The sequence below is a fragment of the Acetobacter sp. A11-2 genome (assembly GCF_040208445.1).
Lineage (GTDB): Bacteria > Pseudomonadota > Alphaproteobacteria > Acetobacterales > Acetobacteraceae > Acetobacter > Acetobacter oryzoeni.
This window is the reverse complement of the sequence record NZ_CP157843.1, coordinates 2816339-2836153: the sequence shown is the minus strand read 5'-3', so window position 1 is coordinate 2836153 and position 19815 is coordinate 2816339. Positions and strand designations below refer to the sequence as shown.

20 protein-coding genes, 1 tRNA gene and 2 pseudogenes are annotated in these 19815 nt (G+C 48.7%); 14 read left to right on the top strand and 9 right to left on the bottom strand.

Going from position 1 to position 19815, the window contains the following annotated elements:
- The first annotated feature begins 92 nt into the window (after nt 1–92).
- A complete protein-coding gene (locus ABNV41_RS13860; protein ID WP_050818925.1) occupies nt 93–668 on the top strand; it encodes an NUDIX hydrolase in 576 nt (191 codons plus the stop codon).
- A 35-nt stretch (nt 669–703) separates the two neighbouring features.
- Here ABNV41_RS13860 and hemJ read toward each other — a convergent pair whose 3' ends face one another.
- From hemJ to hemE, 3 genes are read right to left on the bottom strand one after another with little or no spacing between them, the layout of a single operon-like run.
- On the bottom strand, nt 704–1156 hold the full coding sequence (hemJ, locus tag ABNV41_RS13855; RefSeq protein ID WP_050818926.1) for a protoporphyrinogen oxidase HemJ: 453 nt from the start codon (nt 1154–1156) through the stop codon (nt 704–706).
- Nucleotides 1157–1158: 2 nt separating this feature from the next.
- Entirely contained in the window at nt 1159–1860 is a 702-nt protein-coding gene (locus ABNV41_RS13850) for an HAD family phosphatase (protein ID WP_050818927.1), read from the bottom strand.
- Complete coding sequence (gene hemE / locus ABNV41_RS13845; protein ID WP_080986726.1) at nt 1857–2936, bottom strand: uroporphyrinogen decarboxylase; 1080 nt, start codon at nt 2934–2936, stop codon at nt 1857–1859. Before hemE ends, ABNV41_RS13850 begins: the two co-directional genes overlap by 4 nt.
- Nucleotides 2937–3305: 369 nt before the next feature.
- Between hemE and ABNV41_RS13840 the strand changes: the two genes are divergently transcribed.
- Together ABNV41_RS13840 and ABNV41_RS13835 are read left to right on the top strand one after the other, a co-directional pair.
- Nucleotides 3306–3938 carry a Maf family protein gene (locus tag ABNV41_RS13840; protein ID WP_050818928.1) on the top strand — a complete coding sequence of 211 codons (633 nt, stop codon included), beginning with the start codon at nt 3306–3308 and terminating at the stop codon, nt 3936–3938.
- A gap of 91 nt (nt 3939–4029) precedes the next feature.
- A tRNA-Ala gene (locus tag ABNV41_RS13835) sits at nt 4030–4105 on the top strand.
- Between the two features lie 47 nt (nt 4106–4152).
- On the opposite strand, the gene ABNV41_RS13830 is transcribed toward ABNV41_RS13835, so the two are convergent.
- Nucleotides 4153–4632 carry a YaiI/YqxD family protein gene (locus ABNV41_RS13830; protein ID WP_050820294.1) on the bottom strand — a complete coding sequence of 160 codons (480 nt, stop codon included), beginning with the start codon at nt 4630–4632 and terminating at the stop codon, nt 4153–4155.
- Nucleotides 4633–4867: 235 nt separating this feature from the next.
- Between ABNV41_RS13830 and ABNV41_RS13825 the strand changes: the two genes are divergently transcribed.
- On the top strand, nt 4868–5395 hold the full coding sequence (locus ABNV41_RS13825) for a Spy/CpxP family protein refolding chaperone (RefSeq protein WP_050818941.1): 528 nt from the start codon (nt 4868–4870) through the stop codon (nt 5393–5395).
- 137 nt (nt 5396–5532) lie between these two features.
- Entirely contained in the window at nt 5533–6774 is a 1242-nt protein-coding gene (locus tag ABNV41_RS13820) for a multidrug effflux MFS transporter (protein ID WP_050818942.1), read from the top strand.
- A 24-nt stretch (nt 6775–6798) separates the two neighbouring features.
- On the opposite strand, the gene ABNV41_RS13815 is transcribed toward ABNV41_RS13820, so the two are convergent.
- The 4 genes from ABNV41_RS13815 to ABNV41_RS13800 are packed head-to-tail and all read right to left on the bottom strand — an operon-like array spanning nt 6799 to nt 9106.
- Nucleotides 6799–7185 (bottom strand): hypothetical protein, encoded by a 387-nt coding sequence (locus ABNV41_RS13815; protein WP_050818943.1) that lies wholly within the window; start codon nt 7183–7185, stop codon nt 6799–6801.
- Nucleotides 7186–7215: 30 nt separating this feature from the next.
- Nucleotides 7216–7401, bottom strand: a complete 186-nt coding sequence (locus tag ABNV41_RS13810) for a Trm112 family protein (protein ID WP_003623252.1) — start codon at nt 7399–7401, stop codon at nt 7216–7218.
- 26 nt (nt 7402–7427) lie between these two features.
- Nucleotides 7428–8132 (bottom strand): LON peptidase substrate-binding domain-containing protein, encoded by a 705-nt coding sequence (locus ABNV41_RS13805; RefSeq protein WP_050818944.1) that lies wholly within the window; start codon nt 8130–8132, stop codon nt 7428–7430.
- Nucleotides 8133–8146: 14 nt separating this feature from the next.
- A complete protein-coding gene (locus ABNV41_RS13800) occupies nt 8147–9106 on the bottom strand; it encodes a tetratricopeptide repeat protein (RefSeq protein ID WP_050818945.1) in 960 nt (319 codons plus the stop codon).
- Nucleotides 9107–9344: 238 nt separating this feature from the next.
- Here ABNV41_RS13800 and uvrA point away from each other — a divergent pair, with 238 nt between their 5' ends.
- The 4 genes and pseudogenes from uvrA to ABNV41_RS13780 form a co-directional block, all read left to right on the top strand.
- On the top strand, nt 9345–12209 hold the full coding sequence (gene uvrA / locus ABNV41_RS13795; RefSeq protein WP_050818946.1) for an excinuclease ABC subunit UvrA: 2865 nt from the start codon (nt 9345–9347) through the stop codon (nt 12207–12209).
- A complete protein-coding gene (locus ABNV41_RS13790) occupies nt 12209–13048 on the top strand; it encodes a creatininase family protein (protein WP_050818947.1) in 840 nt (279 codons plus the stop codon). Before uvrA ends, ABNV41_RS13790 begins: the two co-directional genes overlap by 1 nt.
- A gap of 107 nt (nt 13049–13155) precedes the next feature.
- The gene (locus ABNV41_RS13785; protein ID WP_080986729.1) at nt 13156–14460 is read left to right on the top strand and encodes a YncE family protein; all 1305 of its coding nucleotides are present in this window, start codon (nt 13156–13158) and stop codon (nt 14458–14460) included.
- Nucleotides 14461–14539: 79 nt separating this feature from the next.
- Nucleotides 14540–15421 (top strand): annotated as a pseudogene (locus ABNV41_RS13780) (DUF2075 domain-containing protein); the annotation flags it as partial.
- A 270-nt stretch (nt 15422–15691) separates the two neighbouring features.
- On the opposite strand, the gene ABNV41_RS13775 reads toward ABNV41_RS13780, so the two are convergent.
- Nucleotides 15692–16714 (bottom strand): IS110 family transposase, encoded by a 1023-nt coding sequence (locus ABNV41_RS13775; protein WP_050818395.1) that lies wholly within the window; start codon nt 16712–16714, stop codon nt 15692–15694.
- 83 nt (nt 16715–16797) lie between these two features.
- Here ABNV41_RS13775 and ABNV41_RS13770 point away from each other — a divergent pair.
- The 5 genes and pseudogenes from ABNV41_RS13770 to rimI form a co-directional block, all read left to right on the top strand.
- Nucleotides 16798–17151 (top strand): annotated as a pseudogene (locus ABNV41_RS13770) (DNA/RNA helicase domain-containing protein); the annotation flags it as partial.
- Between the two features lie 226 nt (nt 17152–17377).
- The gene (locus tag ABNV41_RS13765) at nt 17378–17938 is read left to right on the top strand and encodes a NifU family protein (RefSeq protein WP_050818950.1); all 561 of its coding nucleotides are present in this window, start codon (nt 17378–17380) and stop codon (nt 17936–17938) included.
- A gap of 67 nt (nt 17939–18005) precedes the next feature.
- Complete coding sequence (locus ABNV41_RS13760; protein ID WP_050818951.1) at nt 18006–18635, top strand: malonic semialdehyde reductase; 630 nt, start codon at nt 18006–18008, stop codon at nt 18633–18635.
- Nucleotides 18632–19324 (top strand): tRNA (adenosine(37)-N6)-threonylcarbamoyltransferase complex dimerization subunit type 1 TsaB, encoded by a 693-nt coding sequence (tsaB, locus tag ABNV41_RS13755; protein ID WP_349935115.1) that lies wholly within the window; start codon nt 18632–18634, stop codon nt 19322–19324. Before ABNV41_RS13760 ends, tsaB begins: the two co-directional genes overlap by 4 nt.
- Nucleotides 19325–19326: 2 nt before the next feature.
- Nucleotides 19327–19764, top strand: coding sequence for a ribosomal protein S18-alanine N-acetyltransferase (gene rimI, locus ABNV41_RS13750; RefSeq protein ID WP_196332627.1), 438 nt, complete (start codon nt 19327–19329; stop codon nt 19762–19764).
- Nucleotides 19765–19815: the final 51 nt, after the last annotated feature.

The following is a 19815-nucleotide window of genomic DNA, read 5'->3' as shown; positions in this document are numbered from 1 at the left end:
TTCCTTCATGGCCATGGTGTTGCATAATCAGAATCCGTACCAATTTGCTCGCATATGATAGGGTAATGCAAAGCAAAACTTAGGAACCCCACATGAATATGTCTGCACCAGATGATGAAGGTTACATCACCGTTTCCACTCGTATCGCTTATGAAAACCCATGGACCCGTGTGCGAGAAGACATTATCCGGCTACCCAATGGTAACGATGGTCTCTACGGCATTGTGGAACGGGGGGATTTTGTTGTGATCCTTCCTTTGGGTACATCTGGTGATGGCCGCCCAACTGTTACTTTGGTCAATCAATATCGCTACCCAATTAAAAAACGGTTGTGGGAACTGCCAATGGGTATGTGGGAAGCGCGACCAAATGCCAAAATGGAGGAAGTTGCCGCAGGTGAGCTACGGGAAGAAACAGGATTACGTGCCCAATCACTACAGCATGCAGGCATTGTTTATCAGGGTGCTGGATATTCCACCCAGAAAGGTCACGTGTATTTGGCTACAGGGTTAACTCAGGGAGAACGCCAGCTAGAAGATACAGAACAAGGGATGTCATGCCATACCTTCCTGCTTTCGGAAGTAGAAGACATGATACGAAAAAATGAGATAACCTGTATGGTCAGCCTGGCTGCATTTGGTCTTTTACGTATTAAAAACATGATCTAGAAATAGAAAAGTCCCTGTTATGCAGGGACTTTTTTTTAAAATGGTTTTACAACAACCATAATAACAATAACCATCATCAAGATGGTCGGCACTTCATTGGCAATCCGATAAAACTTTTCTGAATGGTTATTGCGGTCAGCCGCAAAATCTTTACCCCAACGCGCACAACATCCATGAAAAGCAAATATACAGAATACAGCGGTAAGTTTTGTATGCCACCACCCTGCATGCCAATCTACACCTCCTGGTGTCAGCACAAGAAGCACGCCAAAAAGTAGGCTAGCACACATAGCAGGTGTCATAATTGCTTTAAGAAGCCGGCGTTCCATAATTTTGAAACGCTGACTTTCCTGAGATCCAACCGCAACCTGACAATGATAAACAAATAACCGTGGCAGATAAAATAACCCTGCCATCCATGCCATAACAGACATGATGTGAAACGCTATTAGCCAACGCAACCACGGCAAAAGAGCATCTATAACCATTATCAGTGCCCTTGCAGTTGCAAAGCTTTTTGAACCAATGGTGCAAATTGTGAGAGGCTGTTAATTCTTAAAATATTTTTCCATTCAGGAGTGGGTTTCTCATCTGCTCTTAGCATAACGCAAGTCATGCCAGCATCAACGGCTGCACGTGCTCCTGTGTCACTGTCTTCCAGCACCAGGCATTCTGAAGGAGAAACACCTTCTTCTTCTGCAGCTTTTAAATACACATCAGGCTTAGGCTTTGGAATGCCCATATCTCGTGCAGAGTGAATACGGTTTTCAAAAAAGTGTTCAAGATTGGTGATGGAAAACTTTGCATCCATTTCCTCTTGAGAGGAATTGGATGCAACCCTTACTGGAACACCAAGTTTTTGAATATTGTTGAGCATATCATAAACGCCCTCAATAGGCTCAACACCATTCTTCATGGCGGCCACAAAGCGTTTTTGCATCATGTTTGCCCAGTCTTTTCCCAACTGGGCACCAGTTTCTTTTTCAATCATGTGTTGTATTCCCGGCAATGCCATGCCGGAAAATACTTTTACCGCCTGATCATCCGGCACATTCATACCAACACGCCGAGCTTCTTCCGCACTGATACGACAGCATGTTTCTTCACTATCAACCAGAACGCCATCGCAATCAAAAATAATAAGCTTAAGATGCCCTTTGGGAGAAAGAACCAATGGTTGTTCTACCATCATGCCGTTTCCCTGATCGTGCTTACCAATTCAGCAACATGTTCAACAGGCGTTTGCGGCAAAACGCCATGCCCTAAATTGAAAACATGTGCGCGCCCTCGGCCAGCTTCACGAATAGCCAGAGCTTCACGCTTCATGGCATCCCCGCCCGCCAATACAGCAACCGGATCCAGATTACCCTGAATACCTACATGTTCAGGCACCATGGAACGCACAATTTTTATATCTGCGCCCGTATCCAGTGCCACAACATCTACACCGGTTTCTCGTGCGTATTCAGCAACCAATACACCACTTAAACGCGGAAATCCGATAATACGTGTAGAAGGATGCCGGGCTTTAATGGTCTGAACAATTTGGCGAGATGGCGCAATAACGTGTTTGCGAAATTCTGATGGAGATAATAGGCCTGCCCATGAATCAAACAGCATGACGGCTTCAGCACCAGCTTCAATCTGTTTGCAAAGATATTCAGCTGTTGTTTGCGTCAGTAAATCCATTAACCGATCAAACAAAACCGGTTCTGCGTAAGCCATCTGCCGGGTAACGGCAAACTCACGAGATCCGTGCCCCTCAACCATGTAACAAGCAACCGTAAAGGGAGCGCCCGTAAATCCTAGCAGAGTGGTTGCCCCTGGCTGTGCAACACCAATTTTATCTGGGCCATTCAATTCTTTACGCAAGCGTGTCAGCGTTTCCAAAACAGGCGCTGTAACTTCGGCAATACGTGCCGGATCTAACTTAGCCAGATCCTGTTCAGAACGAATAGCTCCTAATACGGGGCCTTTGCCTTCTACAAACTCCAGGGACTGCCCCATTGCCCAAGGCAAAATCAAAATATCAGAGAATAGAATGGCGCCGTCCATTCCAAAGCGTTTGATCGGCTGCAATGTCAGTTCTGTTGCAATATCCGGCGTCATGCAGCGTGTCAGAAAATCTGCCTTGGCACGCATGGCCCGAAATTCTGGCAGAAAGCGACCAGCCTGACGCATCAGCCACATTGGAGGCGGCCACAGGGCTTCACCATTGAGTGTTCTTAAAAGCCGTTTGGCGGAGGGAATATGTTGGTCTGTCATCATGCTTCGATGTCCTGCCACGTCTTTGTTCACGCTGTCCACGCCCCTCTTCCTATAAAAAAAGAAAGAAATAGGTTTGTAGTTGTTTAAAAGTACTGTGAATGGTGGGGTACCCGGTATTCCAAAAATGTACCCCAGCTTTCCCACACTGTGTACAGATTTTAGGGTATTGGAAAACAAGGACTTTTTAAAGTTATCCAGAAAGTACCCGTACGGGGCTGTGTACAACTCACCGGTTTATCGTTTTAGAGGGTTGTGCCCGGTACTCGGTACGTCGCAGTTATGAGTTCCGTACAATCCACATGTACCCCGGTACTCAGGTGAGTACTCACAGGCCATTTTTTTACGAGTACCTGAACGGGACTCGAATTGATGCAGGATTTAGTACTAATGCCGACTCCATTACAGAACAAAGATTCGAAACTGCTTTTGGCGAGTGGTTCTTTTTCTAGGCGCAAAATGCTTGAGGAGGTCGGGCTGGATTTTGAAGTCCGCATTGCAGATGTAAACGAAGACATCCTTAAAGCAGCAGGCAAACGTGAAGGCTGGAATCCGGAAGCCGTGGCTCTTGGTTTGGCCGAGGCCAAGGCGCTTTCTATTCAGCAGCCAGATGCTTTTGTTATTGGCGCGGACCAGATGCTGTCCTGTGATTCAGTATGGTATGACAAGCCGAAGGATCTGGCTCAGGCTCGTGAGCAGCTTTTGGCGCTACGGGGAAACACCCATATCTTGCACACAGCAGTTGTGCTGTGCCGTAACGGTCAGGTGGTATGGCAGCATGTGGATCAGCCGCGTTTGACCATGCGTTTGTTTTCAGAACCTTTTCTGGATGCTTATTTGCAAACAGAAGGCCCTGCTTGCTTGGCTTCTGTGGGAGCTTATAGGCTGGAAGGGCCTGGCTTGCAGCTTTTTGCGCATATAGAAGGAGATGCTTTTTCCATTCAGGGGCTTCCTCTTCTGCCGCTTCTGGAAGCGTTGAGAGAGATGAAAGTGATTTTTTACTGAAAATAGGGGCTTGCCTGTTAAGGGCAGACCATGTAAGAGGCTGGGCACACGCCGCATCTCAAGCAGGTGCTGCTGTGTGCAAGAACAGTGTGGGGCCATAGCTCAGTTGGGAGAGCGCCTGAATGGCATTCAGGAGGTCGTCGGTTCGATTCCGATTGGCTCCACCAGTTCTTATCAAAACCTCCAAAAAATAATTAACTGTATTTTAAGTTGCTCACCCGTTCGGCAATGTCAGTGGGCGTAAACGGGGTTTGCGTGCCTTGATCACCAGCGTATCAAGAGCGGAGAGAAAGCGAGATCGATCTGCTTTTCCAAACGCGCTTCCGCCTGGCGTAATAACTCCGGCTGAACGCAAATCTGTCATCAGATTGCGCACTGCCAGTGCCATGCCAATGGCATCACCATCCAGAATTCGCCCTTTAGGTTCAAGAACGTAAGCACCTTTTTCAACACATCGCGCAGCCAGCGGAATATCTGCTGTAATCACGATATCTCCGTCTGATACGCGCTCAGCAATCCAATCATCTGCTACATCTGGCCCAGCATCTACAACTATGCGTTCAATCAGAGATGATTCTGGCACCATAATCATTCTGTTTGAGACAATGAAAACGTGCATATTGTAACGACTGGCCACACGATACACTTCGTTTTTTACGGGGCATGCGTCAGAATCAACAAAAATACGGGTCATACAGTTAATGTGCCGCAGTAAGGCGGTAATCGCAAACGATCGCCTTAGAATTAAGGTATCCTTTTTATACGTACAGCAGGCAAGGCTTTGTTCTTGTTTTTGCGCGGAAGCAGACACAAAACATTTTTCTTTTAAAATTATGCCTTTTTTCAGACACAAGCCTTTGTCATTAGTCAGAAAGCAGACAAGGTGTTTATGCACTTTGTTACGGTAAAGATTTTATAAGGCGAATCTGATGAAAAAAGTTTTGATGGCCACAGCGCTGACGCTGGGAATGATGACATCAGCAGTTTCTTTTGCACATGCTCAGGAAGCCACTCCGGCTGTTGGTGCTCCTCCTCCGGGTGGTCCGGGCTGTGGTCCGATGCATCATCACGGCATGGGTGGCCCGATCCTGAAACTGGACGGCATTAAGCTGACCTCCGCCCAGAAGAAAAAACTGAAAGCTATTTTTGACGCAAACAAGCCTTCTGACCCGAAAGCGGACATGGAACAGATTCACAGCCTGCATCAGCAGGAACGTGAAGTGCTGACAACTCCCGGTCCGGTTGATCAGGCTAAGCTGCAGCAGATTGAACAGCAGATCAGCACGATGCAGACCGAGCGCGCAACACAGCGCTTGCAGGTTGAAACACAGGTTCATGATATTCTGACCAAGAAACAGCTGAAGCAGATTGCTGAACGCCCTGAACCCCAGATGCCGCCCATGTGCGGAAACGGTGCACCTCCGGCCCCGCCGCCGGCAGCAACCGAAAGCAAGTAAGCTTCTACAAAAAAGCTACCAGGCACTCTGGCAGCTTTTTTTTATCCCTAAAGCATTGATGCGTTGTGTCTGCATTCATAGACAAATGATGCAGATCAAGAGAAAGAACAGAACGTTCTTTTTCGGTGCCTGATATCATGACAACATCTTCCACCTACCCAGCCCTTTTTAAAAATGGGCTGCCGCTACGGCTTATTCTGCTTTTGGGGCTCGTTACGGCAATAGGCCCCCTTGCGACAGATATGTACCTTCCTGCTTTTCCTGATGTTGAGCGGGATTTGGGTGGAGGTGCAGGTTCTGCTCAGTTTACGCTGGGAGCGTGGTTTTTAGGGCTGGCTTTTGGCCAATTCTCTCAAGGCCCGCTGTCAGACAGATTTGGGCGCAAGATTCCTCTGGTTATAGGGCTTGCCGTTTTTGCTGTTGCATCTGCCATGTGTGCCGTGGTGCGGGATTATCACCTATTCTGCATCATGCGGTTTATTGGTGCTTTTGGTGGATCTGCCAGTGCAGTTATTCCGCGTGCCATTGTAAGGGATGTCGCAACCGGCAAAAAAGGTGCGCATATTATGGCGCAGCTTACGCTTGTGTTTGGTGTCATGCCTGTGCTGGCCCCTAGTATGGGGAGCCTCGTGCTGGAATTTGGGAACTGGCGGTGGATATTCTGGAGTGGCACCTTATACGCCGTTCTGGGGATGATTGGCATTATATGTATGCTGCCAGATACGCTTTCCCCCGCATATCGGATGCGGTTGGCCCCATTTGAAATTTTCACGCGGTATCGCACTATTCTGCGGGAGCCTGTTTTTCTTTCTAATGCCCTTATCACAACTTTTTCCACTTTTGTGATGTTCGCCTATTTGGGAAGCGCGCCGGTTCTGTTTGAACAGGTGCTTCATTTTTCTCCCACAGCTTTTGGTATGTTTTTTGGCATGAATGCCGCTGCCTTTATTTTGGGAACACAAATTAACGGCAGGCTTGTGCATAGGTTTGCCATGCCAGTTTTGCTGGAGGCTGCCATTGTCTGGGCTTTGATTATGGGCGGAGTTTTTGTGATGGTGGCCTATTCAGGTTTAGCGGGCCTAGCCCATCCGTGGCTGACATGTGGGCTGATCACCTGCATTACTGGTGCATTGGGTTTTATTGGGCCGAATGGCACCGTTATGGCGTTTTCACGCCATGCACATCAGGCTGGCAGTGCCTCTGCCTTGCTGGGTACAATGCAATTTAGTCTTGGCTCTTTAAGCAGCGTTCTGGTGGGTATTTTGCCCGGAGGGGGTGCTATTCCAACGGCTATTGGCATGATGACAGGTGTGATCGGTATGGTGTGTGCCAATATCCTGCGCCGTAGGCATACAGACCAAGCAGAACATGAGGGCTAATAAGCGCGGCAGGACCCTCCGGCGTTAATGGCCCGGAGATTTGTCCGCCGGTTTGCCGTAAATAGCTTGGGTTTGTGGGGTAACGGTATGCCCGTCTTCTGTTTCCATTGATCCCGCAGCCCCAGAACCTGCATCGGGCAGTGTTTCGTAACGTTCTTCGGGTTTGGGTGGCTGAACTTGCTCAGGCTTGCCCTCACGCGCGGCTTGGGCTTCGCGCAGGCTTTCTTCCTGTTCGGCTGCCTTGGCTTCCGCCGGAGCAGCTTCAGGCAGAAAGCGCCCCGGCCGCTCAGGGGGCACATCAATGTTGTCCCCTTCAATAGGCCCGTGACATGCCACCAGCAGTGGAGAGACCAAAAGAAGGTTTCCGATCAGGGTGCCTGTTTTTTTCGCCAGAAGCATGGACGGGTTCATTGTAAAGGAGAAAGAAAGAAAGCTGTGGGTTCAGCTTTCCAGGCGGCGTGCTTCATCTGGCAGCATGATGGGGATACCATCCCGGATCGGAAAGGCGAGACCAGCCTTCTTGCTGATCAGTTCATTTGTTTCAGCATTATAAGTCAGAGGCCCTTTGGTGACAGGGCACACAAGCACCGAAAGAAGCCGGGAATCAAGTGGAGGTGTGTCAGACATCAGTTCTCTGTTCCTCAGTAAAAGGTTCAGGAAGGTGGGCCTTCCTGTTCCGGACCAGACAGGTCTAGCAGTGTTTGTAGCACCCGCACACGGTCAGTTAGATCTTCGGCATCAAGCAATGCCTGTTTTTCTGCCGGAGGGAAAGGACAGATCATGGGCAATGTGACCAGCAGGATATCATCATCCATCTGTTCCAGCAGAGACCAACGGGCCTGTAGCCCTTTTTTCTGGAAGTAACGCCGCATGGAGCCCAGAAGCTTCTCCCGGTCAAACGGAGCAGACGGAATTTCGTTCAGATCCCCTGCAAAGGTGGAAACATCTATCCGGGCTTGCCGATACCCGCGTGTTTCCTCTGTTTCACGCAGGAGCCGAAAACGGGTGAGACCTGCAAGTGTAATGGCATAGGTGCCGTCTGATCGCTCGGTAAAGGAAACAATCCGGCCAAGGCAGCCTATTGGATACAGTGGTGGAGCGCCGTTATCTTCATCTTCTTCTTCCCGCCAACGCGGCTGGATCATTCCTATCAGGCGCTGGGTTGCCAGTGCATCTTCCACCAATGCGATATAGCGCGGTTCAAACACGTTAAGCGGTAGTCTTCCACGAGGTAGAAGAACAACACCGCTTAACGGGAATAGGCCGATTTCTGGAGGGATATCGGCCAAAGTGATATCCCCCAGCTTGGGAATGCGCCGGGGAATATCATCTTCATCTTGAAAAAATACGGCAGCCAAAAAGTTTTACATCCTCATGAAAACAGCATGGAAGACAGGCGGCGGCGCGCAATTGCTGTTGCGGGCTCTTCATTTCCCCATGCTTCAAAAAAACGTAGCAGCTGCTGTTTAGCTGCGCCGTCTTTCCAGTTCCGGTCTACCTTGATGATATGCAGTAGCTCGTTTGCGGCATCTTCCCGTTTTCCGGCGGCATTCAGGGCTGTTGCCAGTTCGCAGCGTGCTTCAAAATCTTCCGGGTTGGCAGCAAGGCGTGCACGAATGCTTTCCATTTCTTCCGCTGCCTTGCGTCCTTCCTTTTTCAGATCCAGTGCAGCACGTGCGCCAGCCACTTCCGGGCTATCGGTAATTTTGGCGGGTACGTCTGCTAGAGCAGCAACGGCGGCATCTTCGTCATCCAGTGCCAACATGGCGCGGATAAGCCCTGCCCATGCACGTGGGTTTTCTGGCTCTTCCCCAATAACGGAGGAATACAGTTCTGCCGCACGGGCTGGCATTTCTGTTTCCAGCGCCACATCTGCTTCACGCAGTTGTTCTGTTGCGGGCAAAATGCCACCGCCACTGCTTTTTAGAATGTTTTCGACAAACTTTTTGATTTCGCTTTCCGGCAAAGCGCCCTGGAACAGATCCAGAATCTGCCCTTTCCAGAAGGCCGCAACCAGTGGAATGGACTGTAACGGCAAGCCAACCTGAGCAAGCTGCCCTGCCAGTGCACGGTTTGCTTCGATATCAATTTTAACCAAGCGCACTTTGCCGCGTGCTGCTGTCACCACCTTTTCCAGCACCGGAGCAAGCTGTTTGCAGGGGCCGCACCAGTCTGCCCAGAAATCAACAAGAATAGGAATAGAACGGCTTGCTTCAATCACATCCTGCATGAATGTGGCCTGAGAGCCGTCTGTAATTACAGGAGCCGTGTTCTGAGGGGATGTTGCGCCGTTTTGTGTAGCAGATTGCGGCTGGCCGAGAAGGTGTTCCATATGTTCTTGTATCCTTAATCCAATGCTGCGGTCAGTATGGATAATATCCTTCTGGCCGGCTTTTATCTGTTTATATGTTCTAGATGGTCAATCAGAGCATGATGCGCAATGGCAATTAGGGCATGGCTTGCCCATATCAGATTAAAGACAATGGCTGCCGTCGCCTTATCACGCATTGCATGAAGGTGGCCTTAAGCGGCATACTAGGACAAAACAGGAACGGCGGCAGATTTCTTACATGAAAAAATCAGATTTTTCCGGTCAGCAAAGTATCCGGGTGCGCGGCGCACGGGTTCATAACCTCAAAAACGTGGATATTGATATTCCACGGGATAAGCTGACAGTCATGACAGGGCTTTCCGGGTCCGGCAAATCTTCCTTGGCGTTTGATACAATCTACGCTGAAGGGCAGCGCCGCTACGTGGAAAGCCTTTCTGCCTATGCGCGTCAGTTTTTGGAATTGATGGGTAAACCAGATGTAGATTCCATTGAAGGTCTTTCCCCTGCTATTTCTATTGAGCAAAAAACAACATCTAAAAATCCGCGTTCCACAGTTGGTACTGTTACGGAAATTTATGATTACATGCGTCTGTTATGGGCGCGGGCGGGTGTGCCGTATTCCCCTGTTACCGGCCTGCCAATTGAAGCACAAACAGTTACCCAAATGGTTGACCGTATTATGGCGTTGCCGGAGGGCACACGCCTAATGCTTCTTTCCCCTGTTATTCGTGACAGAAAGGGAGAATACCGGAAGGAACTGGCAGAGCTTCAACGTAAAGGTTTTACACGTGTAAAAGTGGATGGAACACTTTATGAGATTGATGATGTTCCAAGCCTGAACCGCAAGTTACGCCATACTGTAGAAGTTGTGGTGGACCGTGTTGTGGTCAAGGAAGGGCTTGAAACGCGCCTTGCTGATAGTCTGGAGACCGCTTTAGAACTTTCTGATGGTATTGTGTATGCTGAAGAGGTTTCTAAAGATGAAAGCAAGGAAACAGAAAAACTTGTTTTTTCATCACATTTCTCTTGCCCGGTAAGTGGGTTTACACTGGAAGAAATTGAACCGCGGCTTTTTTCTTTTAATGCACCTCAAGGTGCTTGTCCGGCATGTGACGGTATCGGGGTGGAAACCTACTTCAATCCGCATCTTGTTGTGCCAGATGAAACATTAAGCCTTGCAAAAGGTGCTATAGCGCCCTGGAAAGATGCAAAATCTCCATTGCTGGAGCAGACGCTGGAAAGTTTGGCACAGCATTTTTCTGTAAGCATGGACACACCATGGAAAGATCTTTCAGAAAATGTACAAAACGGTATTCTTTATGGCACTCCAGAAAATGTAGATTTCACCTATAAAGATGGCAGAAAAAGCTACGTTGTTTCCAAACCATTTGAAGGCGTGATTAAAAGCCTGGAAAAACGCTTACGTACCACAGAAAGTATGTGGGTAAGAGAAGAACTTTCCAGATATCAGTCAGAAAAATCTTGCCATGTGTGTGAAGGTGCACGGTTGCGCCCAGAGGCTCTTTCTGTGCGTGTGGCAGGGAAAAATATTGCGCAAGCTACGGATTTACCTATAGGGCAAGCTCTGGACTGGTTTGATACAATTTTACCAACGCTTACGCCGCAAAGGGCCGAAATTGCACGCCGTATTCTGCGTGAGATTCTGGAACGTTTGAAGTTTCTTGATGACGTAGGGCTGGAATATCTCACTCTTTCAAGAAGTTCAGCAACACTTTCTGGGGGGGAAAGCCAGCGTATTCGCCTTGCCAGTCAGATTGGTTCTGGTCTGACAGGTGTTTTATATGTTCTGGATGAACCCTCTATTGGTCTGCATCAGCGCGATAATGAACGTCTGCTTGGCACGTTGCAGCGTTTGAAAAACCTTGGAAATACACTGATTGTTGTTGAACATGATGAAGATGCGATCAGAAGTGCAGACTGGCTTGTAGATATGGGGCCGGGTGCAGGTGTGAATGGGGGTACAGTTGTTGCCCAAGGTACGCCAGCGCAGGTTGCCAAATCGCCCGATAGTTTAACAGGTGCTTATCTTTCCGGCCGCAAGAAGATTGATGTTCCTGCTGAACGGCGGAAGATAAATAAAAAGAAAGTTCTAACTGTTGAAGGTGCTACCGGGCATAATCTGAAAAACGTAACGGCCCGCTTCCCGCTTGGTACATTTACCTGCGTCACCGGTGTATCTGGTAGCGGAAAATCCACTCTGGTTATTGATACGCTCTATAAAGCACTTTCTCGCCAGTTGATGGGAGCAGGTACATCGCCAGAACCGTATAAGCGTATCAAGGGGATGGAACTGTTAGACAAGATTATTGATATTGACCAATCCCCTATCGGGCGTACGCCACGTTCCAACCCAGCAACCTACACGGATCTTTTTACACCGATAAGAGACTGGTTTGCGGAACTGCCAGAAAGTAAAGCAAGGGGTTACAAACCTGGCCGCTTTTCCTTCAATGTGAAAGGTGGGCGTTGTGAAGCATGTCAGGGTGATGGTGTTATCAAAATTGAAATGCACTTTCTGCCAGATGTGTTTGTAACGTGCGATGCCTGTAAAGGGCAGCGCTATAACCGTGAAACACTTGATATCAAGTTCCGTGGCAAATCCATTGCAGATGTGCTGGCCATGAGTGTGGATGAAGCCCTACCCTATTTTTCGGCTCAGTCTCGTATTCGCGATAGATTGGCCATTCTGCAAAAAGTTGGCTTAGGATACGTCGCTTTGGGCCAGCAGGCGACCACTCTTTCTGGTGGTGAAGCACAGCGCGTTAAACTTTCCAAGGAACTGGCGCGTAGGGCAACGGGGCGTACCCTGTATATTCTTGATGAACCAACAACAGGCCTACATACAGAAGATGTAAGAAAACTTCTGGAGGTTTTGCATGCCCTTGTTGATCAGGGAAACACAGTTGTGGTGATCGAACATAACCTTGAAGTTATTAAAACGGCAGACTGGATTATAGATGTTGGCCCTGAAGGTGGTGATGGCGGCGGGCAGATTGTTGCCGAAGGCACGCCAGAAGATATTGCTGCATGTCCGGAGAGTTATACAGGCCGGTTTCTTGCTCCGCTGTTAGTGAAGAAATAATGAAAAAGCAGTTTTTGGCTTTGGCCGGTATTGGGTTTTCTGCTCTGGTTGCAAACGGAGCAGAAACTTATAGCGCAATGGCAGAAACATCGTGTTCTGCCCTTCCCCCTTCTGTCCTGTTTGAAAAACAGACATGGACAGAAATCCAGTCTGATATTTCCTGTGGAATAACAACTCTTATTATTCCTGTTGGTGGAACAGAACAGAGTGGGCCTTATATCGCGGTTGGCAAGCATAACACGCGTGTTATGGAAATAGCGCAAAGGATAGCGGAGAAATCTGGAAAAACTCTTGTAGCACCGGTTGTTTCATATGTTCCAGAAGGAGGGATATCTCCCCGCACTTCGCATATGAAGTTTCCGGGAACTATTACTGTTCCGACAGATGTTTTTGAAAAATTGATGACATCTGCTGCAAAAAGTTTTCAGGTTCAAGGGTTTCGTCTAATCGTTTTTATAGGCGATCATGGTGGGTATCAGAAATCTTTGAATAAAGTTGCCACGCAACTGAATAAGGAATGGTCTGGCACACAGGCGCAGGCTCTTTATGTAAAGCAATATTATAGCGTTATACCGCATCAGTATACTCAATGGCTCAGCCAGCATGGATATGCAAAAGATGTTGGTATGCACGCAGATATAAGTGACACATCACTGATGCTGGCTATTGATCCAACAATGGTAAGGCTGGATGCATTACAAAAATCTGGTCCGCCATCCAGCGCGCAAGGTATTTATGGAGGGGACCCGCGCAAAGCATCTGCCAGTTTAGGGCTGGTCGGGGTTAATATGCAGATTACTGCGGCGGTTTCTGCTATTAACAATGCACGAAATAAATAAGTGTAAGTTATTTTACAGAATAGAACATAGGTTCTCTACTTAAAAAAGATTAGAATAGACCTTATTAGGGCACCATGATAAATCGAACCTGATATAATAGATAAATCATGGTACCAGAGATAATGAGGTATAGTGTAATGGCTTCCAAAGCCTATTTGATAGCGGCAACGGCTTTAGCTGCGGTGATGAGCACTGGAACAGCGGCATTTGCCCAAGATGCTACGCAACCTGCTCCATCGGTGCAGCAGCCAGTAGCTGAAGTTCCTGCACCTGCACCTGCAACGGCGCCAGCTTCTACGCCTGTTCCGCAAAATGCAGCAACTTCAGCTACAAAAATTGAAACAATTCCGGGTATGCCTCCCGTTATTGATCCAAATAACCTTTATAGTGAAACACGGGCGGGAAATATCTCACCGGAAGTGGCACAAGATCCGGCACGTGTTTATGTGCCAAACCTACGTTCCAATGATGTTTCGGTGATTGACCCTGCGACATCAAAAGTCGTGGATCGTTTTCCTGTTGGTAAAAGCCCGCAACACGTTGTGCCTTCGTGGGATTTGCGGACATTATGGGTCACTAACAATGCCGAAGGCACTACAAACGGTAGCCTGACGCCAATAGACCCCCGTACAGCCAAGCCTGGCCCTGCTGTGCAGGTGGATGATCCTTACAACATGTATTTTACGCCAGATGGCAAATCAGCCATTGTGGTCGCAGAAGCCCGCAAACGGCTGGATTTTCGTGATCCGCATACAATGGCTTTGCAGGAATCTGTTGAAGTTCCGCAATGTAAGGGCGTGAACCATGCAGATTTTTCAATTGATGGACGCTATGCCATTTTCACATGTGAATTTGGTGGCCACCTTGTAAAAGTTGACACAGTAAACAAAAAAGTTTTGGGCTACCTTGCTCTTTCAAGTGGTGGCATGCCGCAGGATATTCTGATTTCTCCAAACGGAAAAACCTTTTACGTTGCTGATATGATGGCAGACGGTATTTTCCTTGTAGATGGCGATACATTTAAGGAAACAGGTTTTATTCATACAGGTGTAGGTACGCACGGTTTGTACCCCAGCCGTGATGGTACAAAAATGTATGTTGCCAACCGTGGTTCTCATAAAATTCATGGTAAGCCGCACAGTAAGGCGGGTGGTGTTACAGTTATTGATTTTGCAACCAATAAGATTGTAGCTGATTGGCCTATTCCCGGTGGCGGTAGCCCAGATATGGGGAATGTAAGTGCAGATGGTAAAAGCCTATGGCTGTCAGGCCGGTTTGATGATGTTGTTTACAAAATCAACACCGATGATGGTTCCATGATCAAAATCCCTGTCGGTGCAGAACCTCATGGTCTCACTGTGTGGCCGCAGCCGGGCCGGTATTGCATTGGTCATACAGGTATCCTGCGCTAAGGATTAAATCTAAGAATGTTTTTGAAAAAGCCTTTCTTGTTTTCAAGAAAGGCTTTTTTTATGAGGTAAGGAAAAAGATATGTCTGCTTTTCAGAACGAAGTTATTGAAGATAATAATGCAAGAAAGAAGCTTTCACCCTTTCAAAAATTATCGCCCACACAGACTTTGTTAAAACAAGATATTCTTGAGTTTTGCAAAGCCCACCAAAATGATGAACACGCTATTTTTGTTATTGAAGGTGATGCCGGAACAGGAAAAAGCCTTGTTATAAATTCTATATTTAATGATTTGCAGCGCATGTCCAGAAGCTCTCAGGATGAAGGCTGTTTTTCTGGAAAGGAAAACTACCTTATTGTGAATCATCCTGAAATGATGAAGCTGTATACAAATATATCAGAAGATTTTCCGTATATCAGGAAAAAGGATTTTGAGCGCCCAACAACATTTATAAATAAAATAAATAAATTAAAAAAGAGGGCTGATGTTGTGCTCATTGATGAAGCACATCTTCTTTTGACACATCCTGATAAATACAATAGATTTAACCAAAACAATCATCTTGAAGAGATTATAAAGCTTGCCAGGATTGTTATCCTTGTTTTTGATGAAAAACAGGTTTTGAAGTTTAAAAGTTACTGGAATAAAAATACACTTTCGGAAATTATAAGTGGGTTTCCGGTAGAAACCTTTTATCTGACAGATCAGTTTCGTATGCATGCAAATACGGATGTTTTGGAGTGGATAAAAAATTTCTGTGCAAAAAAAGTGACATCCTTCCCAAAAAAGCAGGATTTTGATTTTAGATGTTTTGATGATGCTCAAGAAATGTACGAGTTAATCAAGCAGAAAAATAACCAGTGCGGATTGTCACGTATCGTTGCAACTTATGATTATCCTTACAGATTGGATGGCAAAGAGCACTTTATTGATGAAGGACGTTTCCACCTGCGGTGGGATCTCTTCTGTGGTTACCGTCCGTTATGCAAGAGTTTTCTGACCAATATTGACGTGTGATCGTGTGCGGTCTTCTGTAAGGCCTGTTGATGTGGCCTTTCAGAAGCCACTGGCCGGTATGGTGATCAGCGGATCAGATCCAAATCTCACAGGCGTGCTTTAAAGCACAGAGAAATCCACTGGTTTTTCCGATCCGGATCAAACGATCATGCGCCCATTCAGGTCATCGCCCTCTCACACCCCTACCGGTTCCATCCGCGGGAGCCGAGCCATCGCTCAGGCTGCCAGGGACAGGGCCGGATCCCGATAATCCTCCTGTTTTGTTGCCATGGCCCAGATGGCTCGTGCCATCCTGTTGGCCAGCGCAATGGCTACCAGCATACGGGGCTTGCGGGCCAGCATCCGTGCCAGCCAGCTTCCCGGTGCAGGGGCCTTACGGCTGGCCCAGTTCACCTGGGTCATGGCGCCCATGATGAGAAGCCTGCGGATATCAGCCTGCCCGGCTTTTGATATCTTCCCCAGCCTTTCCTTTCCGCCAGATGAGAACTGACGGGGCACCAGCCCCAGCCACGCAGCAAAGTCGCGCCCGCGCCGGAAGCTCTGCAGGTCAGGCGCAAAAGCTTCAATCGCAAGAGCGGTCAGAGGACCCACTCCAGGCATGCTCTGCAATCTGCAGGTGTTTTCACTTTCCTGGGCAAGCATCCTGATCTTCTTTGTTCTGACATCAATCCGCACACTCTGCTCCGAAATCTGTCGCAGCAGATCAAGGCATTCCTGCTTCACAGCCTCTGGCAGAACCGCCTCATCCAGCATGGTTTCAATGTGTCTGATATGCGCAATCCCCTGTGGCACGACGAGACCGAATTCATACAGAACGGCACGCAGGGCATTCACCAGTTCCGTGCGCTGGTGCACCAGACGCTGCCGGGCCCGGAAAAGAACGCCACGCGCCTGCTGCGCTTCAGTGCGTGGTTCGACAAAGCGCATTTCCGGCTGCCGGGCCGCAATGACGATCGCTTCCGCATCAGCAGCATCGTTCTTCTGGCGCTTCACGAAAGGCTTCACATACTGCGGAGCGATCAGTCTGACCTCGTGACCAGCTCCTGCCAGTTCGCGAGCCCAGTAATGCGCGCTCCCGCACGCTTCAAGAACGACCAGAGCAGGCGGCTGCGTGGCCATGAACTGCATAAACTGCTGACGACGCAGCTTTTTGCGAAACATCACCTCGCCCGCACGCGAAGCTCCATGAACCTGGAAAATGTTCTTTGCCAGATCAACGCCTATCACTGTATCCTTCATCTGCCGTCCTTTCGCGCAGTCGTTTCTTCCAACGACCATTCTGGCACATTGCGATGCCGTGCGGGGAGGACGGCAACCACCCCATCTCAAAGCCAGATGAAAAACTGCCGTGGGCAGAACGACCCGATACAATCAATGAGGTTGGATCTGTTTATACTGTGCAGGGGTTTGATCTGAATTATGTAGGGCTCATTCTGGGGCCATCTGTTACGTATGATGCACAAGTAGATTGCTTGCGCCTGGACCCCACACGTTATGAAGATGGTGCAGCTTTTGCAGGTAAGGATGGCTTGGCCCAACCCGAGCAGGTGAAGGAGCAGATCATGCTCAATGCCATCAATGTGCTTATGACAAGGGCGGTCAAAGGTCTGTACATTTATGCCCATGATCCAGCGTTAAGGAAGAAGCTGCAGCAAGAGCAATCATTACGCAGTTAAGGTCTGCTTTAAATTGGGTTACCTTCTGCTTCATAACTGCATGGCAGATTTGCCAAAGAGCAAGGCAAACATTCTGCCATGTAAAATTAAGGAAAGTTGATTATTCAAAGCGAATTCACCTAAGAAGAACCGTTTTTCTTTGAATACAGGACTTGTTTCGTACGCATTCTAATGCCAACTGAAAGGTAACAAGTTCTCTTTCCTCATTACTCAGGCTCAACTGGTCATGTTTATAGAAACCGAAGGCACACCCAATCCTGCTACGCTCAAATTTCTGCCCGGGCAGGCCGTTATGGGGGACGCTGGCACCATTGATTTTATTGATGCCGATGCCGTAGCTGGCCGTTCTCCTTTGGCGGAAGCTCTGTTTGCTCTTCCCGGTGTTTCCCGCGTATTTTTGGGGAACGACTTTGTTTCTGTAACAAAAGCAGATTCCGAAGATTGGGAAGAACTGCGCCCTCAAATTCTGTCCACTCTCATGGATCATTTTGTGGCCGGGCACCCTGTCGTGGCAGAAGGCGTAGCTGTTACAGAAGATGCCATTGCCCCCGAAGACGAAGAAATTGTTACGCAGATTAAGGAGCTGCTGGATACGCGTGTACGTCCAGCCGTAGCAGGTGATGGCGGGGATATTGTTTTCCGTGGTTATCGCAATGGCATCGTGCGCTTGACCATGCAGGGCGCGTGCTCTGGGTGCCCATCTTCCCGCGCAACGCTTAAACATGGCGTAGAAAACATGCTGCGCCATTACGTGCCAGAAGTGGTTTCTGTCGAACAAGTAGACTAAGTGCTGCACCTGTCTGCTTTTGTCGCGCACCAAAGCGTGGCATAGAAAGCAGGCAGGTGTTTTTTTTATGCCTGCCCTTTCAATGATAGACGCAAGACAGGGCAAGATACATATGCTGGATGAAAACGGGCTGGATCTCCTTTTCAGAAAGGCGCGTACGCCCCTCCGCTGGACAACTCGCACAGTCGAAGAAGATTTGCTGCGCCAGCTTTATGATCTCACAAAAATGGGGCCTACATCCGGTAATTGCAGCCCAGCCCGGTTTGTTTTCATTACCGGTTCAGATGGGCGTGAGCGGTTGCGTCCTGCTTTGTCTGAGGGCAACGTCAATCGGGTAATGGGGGCGCCTGTTATTGCCATTGTTGCGCATGATCCGTTGTTTTTTGAGCAGTTGCCGCGTTTGTGCCCGCAGGAAAACCTGCGTTCATGGTTTGCATCAGACGTTGGGTTGGCAGAGGAAACCGCCCTTCGGAACGGTACGCTGCAAGGGGCTTATATGATTATGGCAGCTCGTGCCCTTGGGCTCGATGCTCTGCCAATTTCCGGGTTCGATCAGGCTTTGGTGGAAGATGCTTTTCTGGCTGAACAAGGCTGGCGTGCAAACTTTCTACTGTGCCTTGGGTATGGAGATTTTGAAAATCAGCTCCCACGTGCCCCACGTTTGGCGTTTGAAGAAGCCTGTTGCGTGATTCCATGATGGTGCAGCGTATTCTGGTTCTGGATGGTAGCCCGGCAGGAGAATCTGCTTGTGGGATGGCCGCTTGCGTTCTGGCCGAAGGTGATAAGCTTTCTGTGCTGAGTGCAGAGGTAGTGGCAGGTAAGCAGGCAGCAGAGAGCATTAACCTTCTTGTCGATACAGTTTTGCAAAAAACAGGTTGGGGTGCAGAAACTGGCATACAACCAGATCTTGTAGCCGTAGTTGTCGGCCCTGGGTCTTTTACTGGCCTACGCGCATCTTGCGCTGTGGCTGCAGGGTTTGCGCTGGGTGCTGGGTGCCCATTGGTGGGCGTAACGCGGGCTGAAGCTTTGGCTCCTGCATTGAATGCAGAATTGCAGCATCACCCAGAGTTACAAGGGTGGCTAGTGGTTACACCGGCACGGCGTGGCCGGGTGTTTGTTGAAGATGCTCAGCATGTGCGCGCAGTTATGATAGCTCATTGGCAGGCACCAGAAGGCAGTTGGCTGGTGGCAGGTGATACCAGTGAGGCTCTTTCTTTCTCACATGCTCTTCACAGTCCACTATGCATGCCAACATCAGAGCAAATTGCCGGTGCGGCATTAAAGCGCCACATGGGAAAATTCCCTCCGCGAGATCCTGTTCCGCTGTATGTAGATCCGCCAGAAGCCAAATTGCCGGCAGATGGCTTACGGGCCCAACCAGTTTGACCGTGCATGTGCAGGAAGCAAGTATTGCACATGCACAGCTATTGGCCGGCATGCATACGCAATGTTTCAATACAGGTGCCCAGTGGGATCAAACAGCCATAACGGCTTTGCTGTCATCTCCGGGTGTGCACGCAGGTATTGTGATGGTGAAAGAACACCCTGCCGGCTTTATCATGTTACGAAGTGTGGTGGATGAAGCAGAGATTCTAACAGTTTGCGTATTACCAGAGTATAGAAAACGCGGTTTGGCCCAACAGTTGTTGGCATGGTGTGATCAGGTTGCGCAACACAAAGGGGCACAAACCCTGTTTTTGGAAGTTTCGGTAAATAATCAATCTGCCAGAACCCTTTATGAAAAACAGGGTTTTGAAAAATTGGGTTTGCGCAAAAAGTATTATGAAGATGGCTCAGATGCCTTGGTTTTGGGGCGGCCCTGCTAAACAACAAGCCCTTAGCCAAACAGAAGCCGGTCTGTATGGCCAAGGGCTGTT

Bases quoted from the DNA above. Each gene is read 5' to 3' on its own strand.
- hemJ (WP_050818926.1), bottom strand. From the start codon at position 1,156: ATGGTTATAGATGCTCTTTTGCCGTGGTTGCGTTGGCTAATAGCGTTT.
- ABNV41_RS13810 (WP_003623252.1), bottom strand. From the start codon at position 7,401: ATGTCTGACACACCTCCACTTGATTCCCGGCTTCTTTCGGTGCTTGTG.
- ABNV41_RS13825 (WP_050818941.1), top strand. From the start codon at position 4,868: ATGAAAAAAGTTTTGATGGCCACAGCGCTGACGCTGGGAATGATGACA.
- ABNV41_RS13790 (WP_050818947.1), top strand. From the start codon at position 12,209: ATGAAAAAGCAGTTTTTGGCTTTGGCCGGTATTGGGTTTTCTGCTCTG.
- ABNV41_RS13785 (WP_080986729.1), top strand. From the start codon at position 13,156: ATGGTACCAGAGATAATGAGGTATAGTGTAATGGCTTCCAAAGCCTAT.
- ABNV41_RS13760 (WP_050818951.1), top strand. From the start codon at position 18,006: ATGCCTGCCCTTTCAATGATAGACGCAAGACAGGGCAAGATACATATG.
- ABNV41_RS13840 (WP_050818928.1), top strand. From the start codon at position 3,306: ATGCAGGATTTAGTACTAATGCCGACTCCATTACAGAACAAAGATTCG.
- ABNV41_RS13800 (WP_050818945.1), bottom strand. From the start codon at position 9,106: ATGGAACACCTTCTCGGCCAGCCGCAATCTGCTACACAAAACGGCGCA.
- ABNV41_RS13765 (WP_050818950.1), top strand. From the start codon at position 17,378: ATGTTTATAGAAACCGAAGGCACACCCAATCCTGCTACGCTCAAATTT.
- ABNV41_RS13830 (WP_050820294.1), bottom strand. From the start codon at position 4,632: ATGACCCGTATTTTTGTTGATTCTGACGCATGCCCCGTAAAAAACGAA.
- ABNV41_RS13775 (WP_050818395.1), bottom strand. From the start codon at position 16,714: ATGAAGGATACAGTGATAGGCGTTGATCTGGCAAAGAACATTTTCCAG.
- ABNV41_RS13850 (WP_050818927.1), bottom strand. From the start codon at position 1,860: ATGATGGTAGAACAACCATTGGTTCTTTCTCCCAAAGGGCATCTTAAG.
- ABNV41_RS13815 (WP_050818943.1), bottom strand. From the start codon at position 7,185: ATGAACCCGTCCATGCTTCTGGCGAAAAAAACAGGCACCCTGATCGGA.
- uvrA (WP_050818946.1), top strand. From the start codon at position 9,345: ATGAAAAAATCAGATTTTTCCGGTCAGCAAAGTATCCGGGTGCGCGGC.
- tsaB (WP_349935115.1), top strand. From the start codon at position 18,632: ATGATGGTGCAGCGTATTCTGGTTCTGGATGGTAGCCCGGCAGGAGAA.
- ABNV41_RS13820 (WP_050818942.1), top strand. From the start codon at position 5,533: ATGACAACATCTTCCACCTACCCAGCCCTTTTTAAAAATGGGCTGCCG.
- ABNV41_RS13860 (WP_050818925.1), top strand. From the start codon at position 93: ATGAATATGTCTGCACCAGATGATGAAGGTTACATCACCGTTTCCACT.
- hemE (WP_080986726.1), bottom strand. From the start codon at position 2,936: ATGATGACAGACCAACATATTCCCTCCGCCAAACGGCTTTTAAGAACA.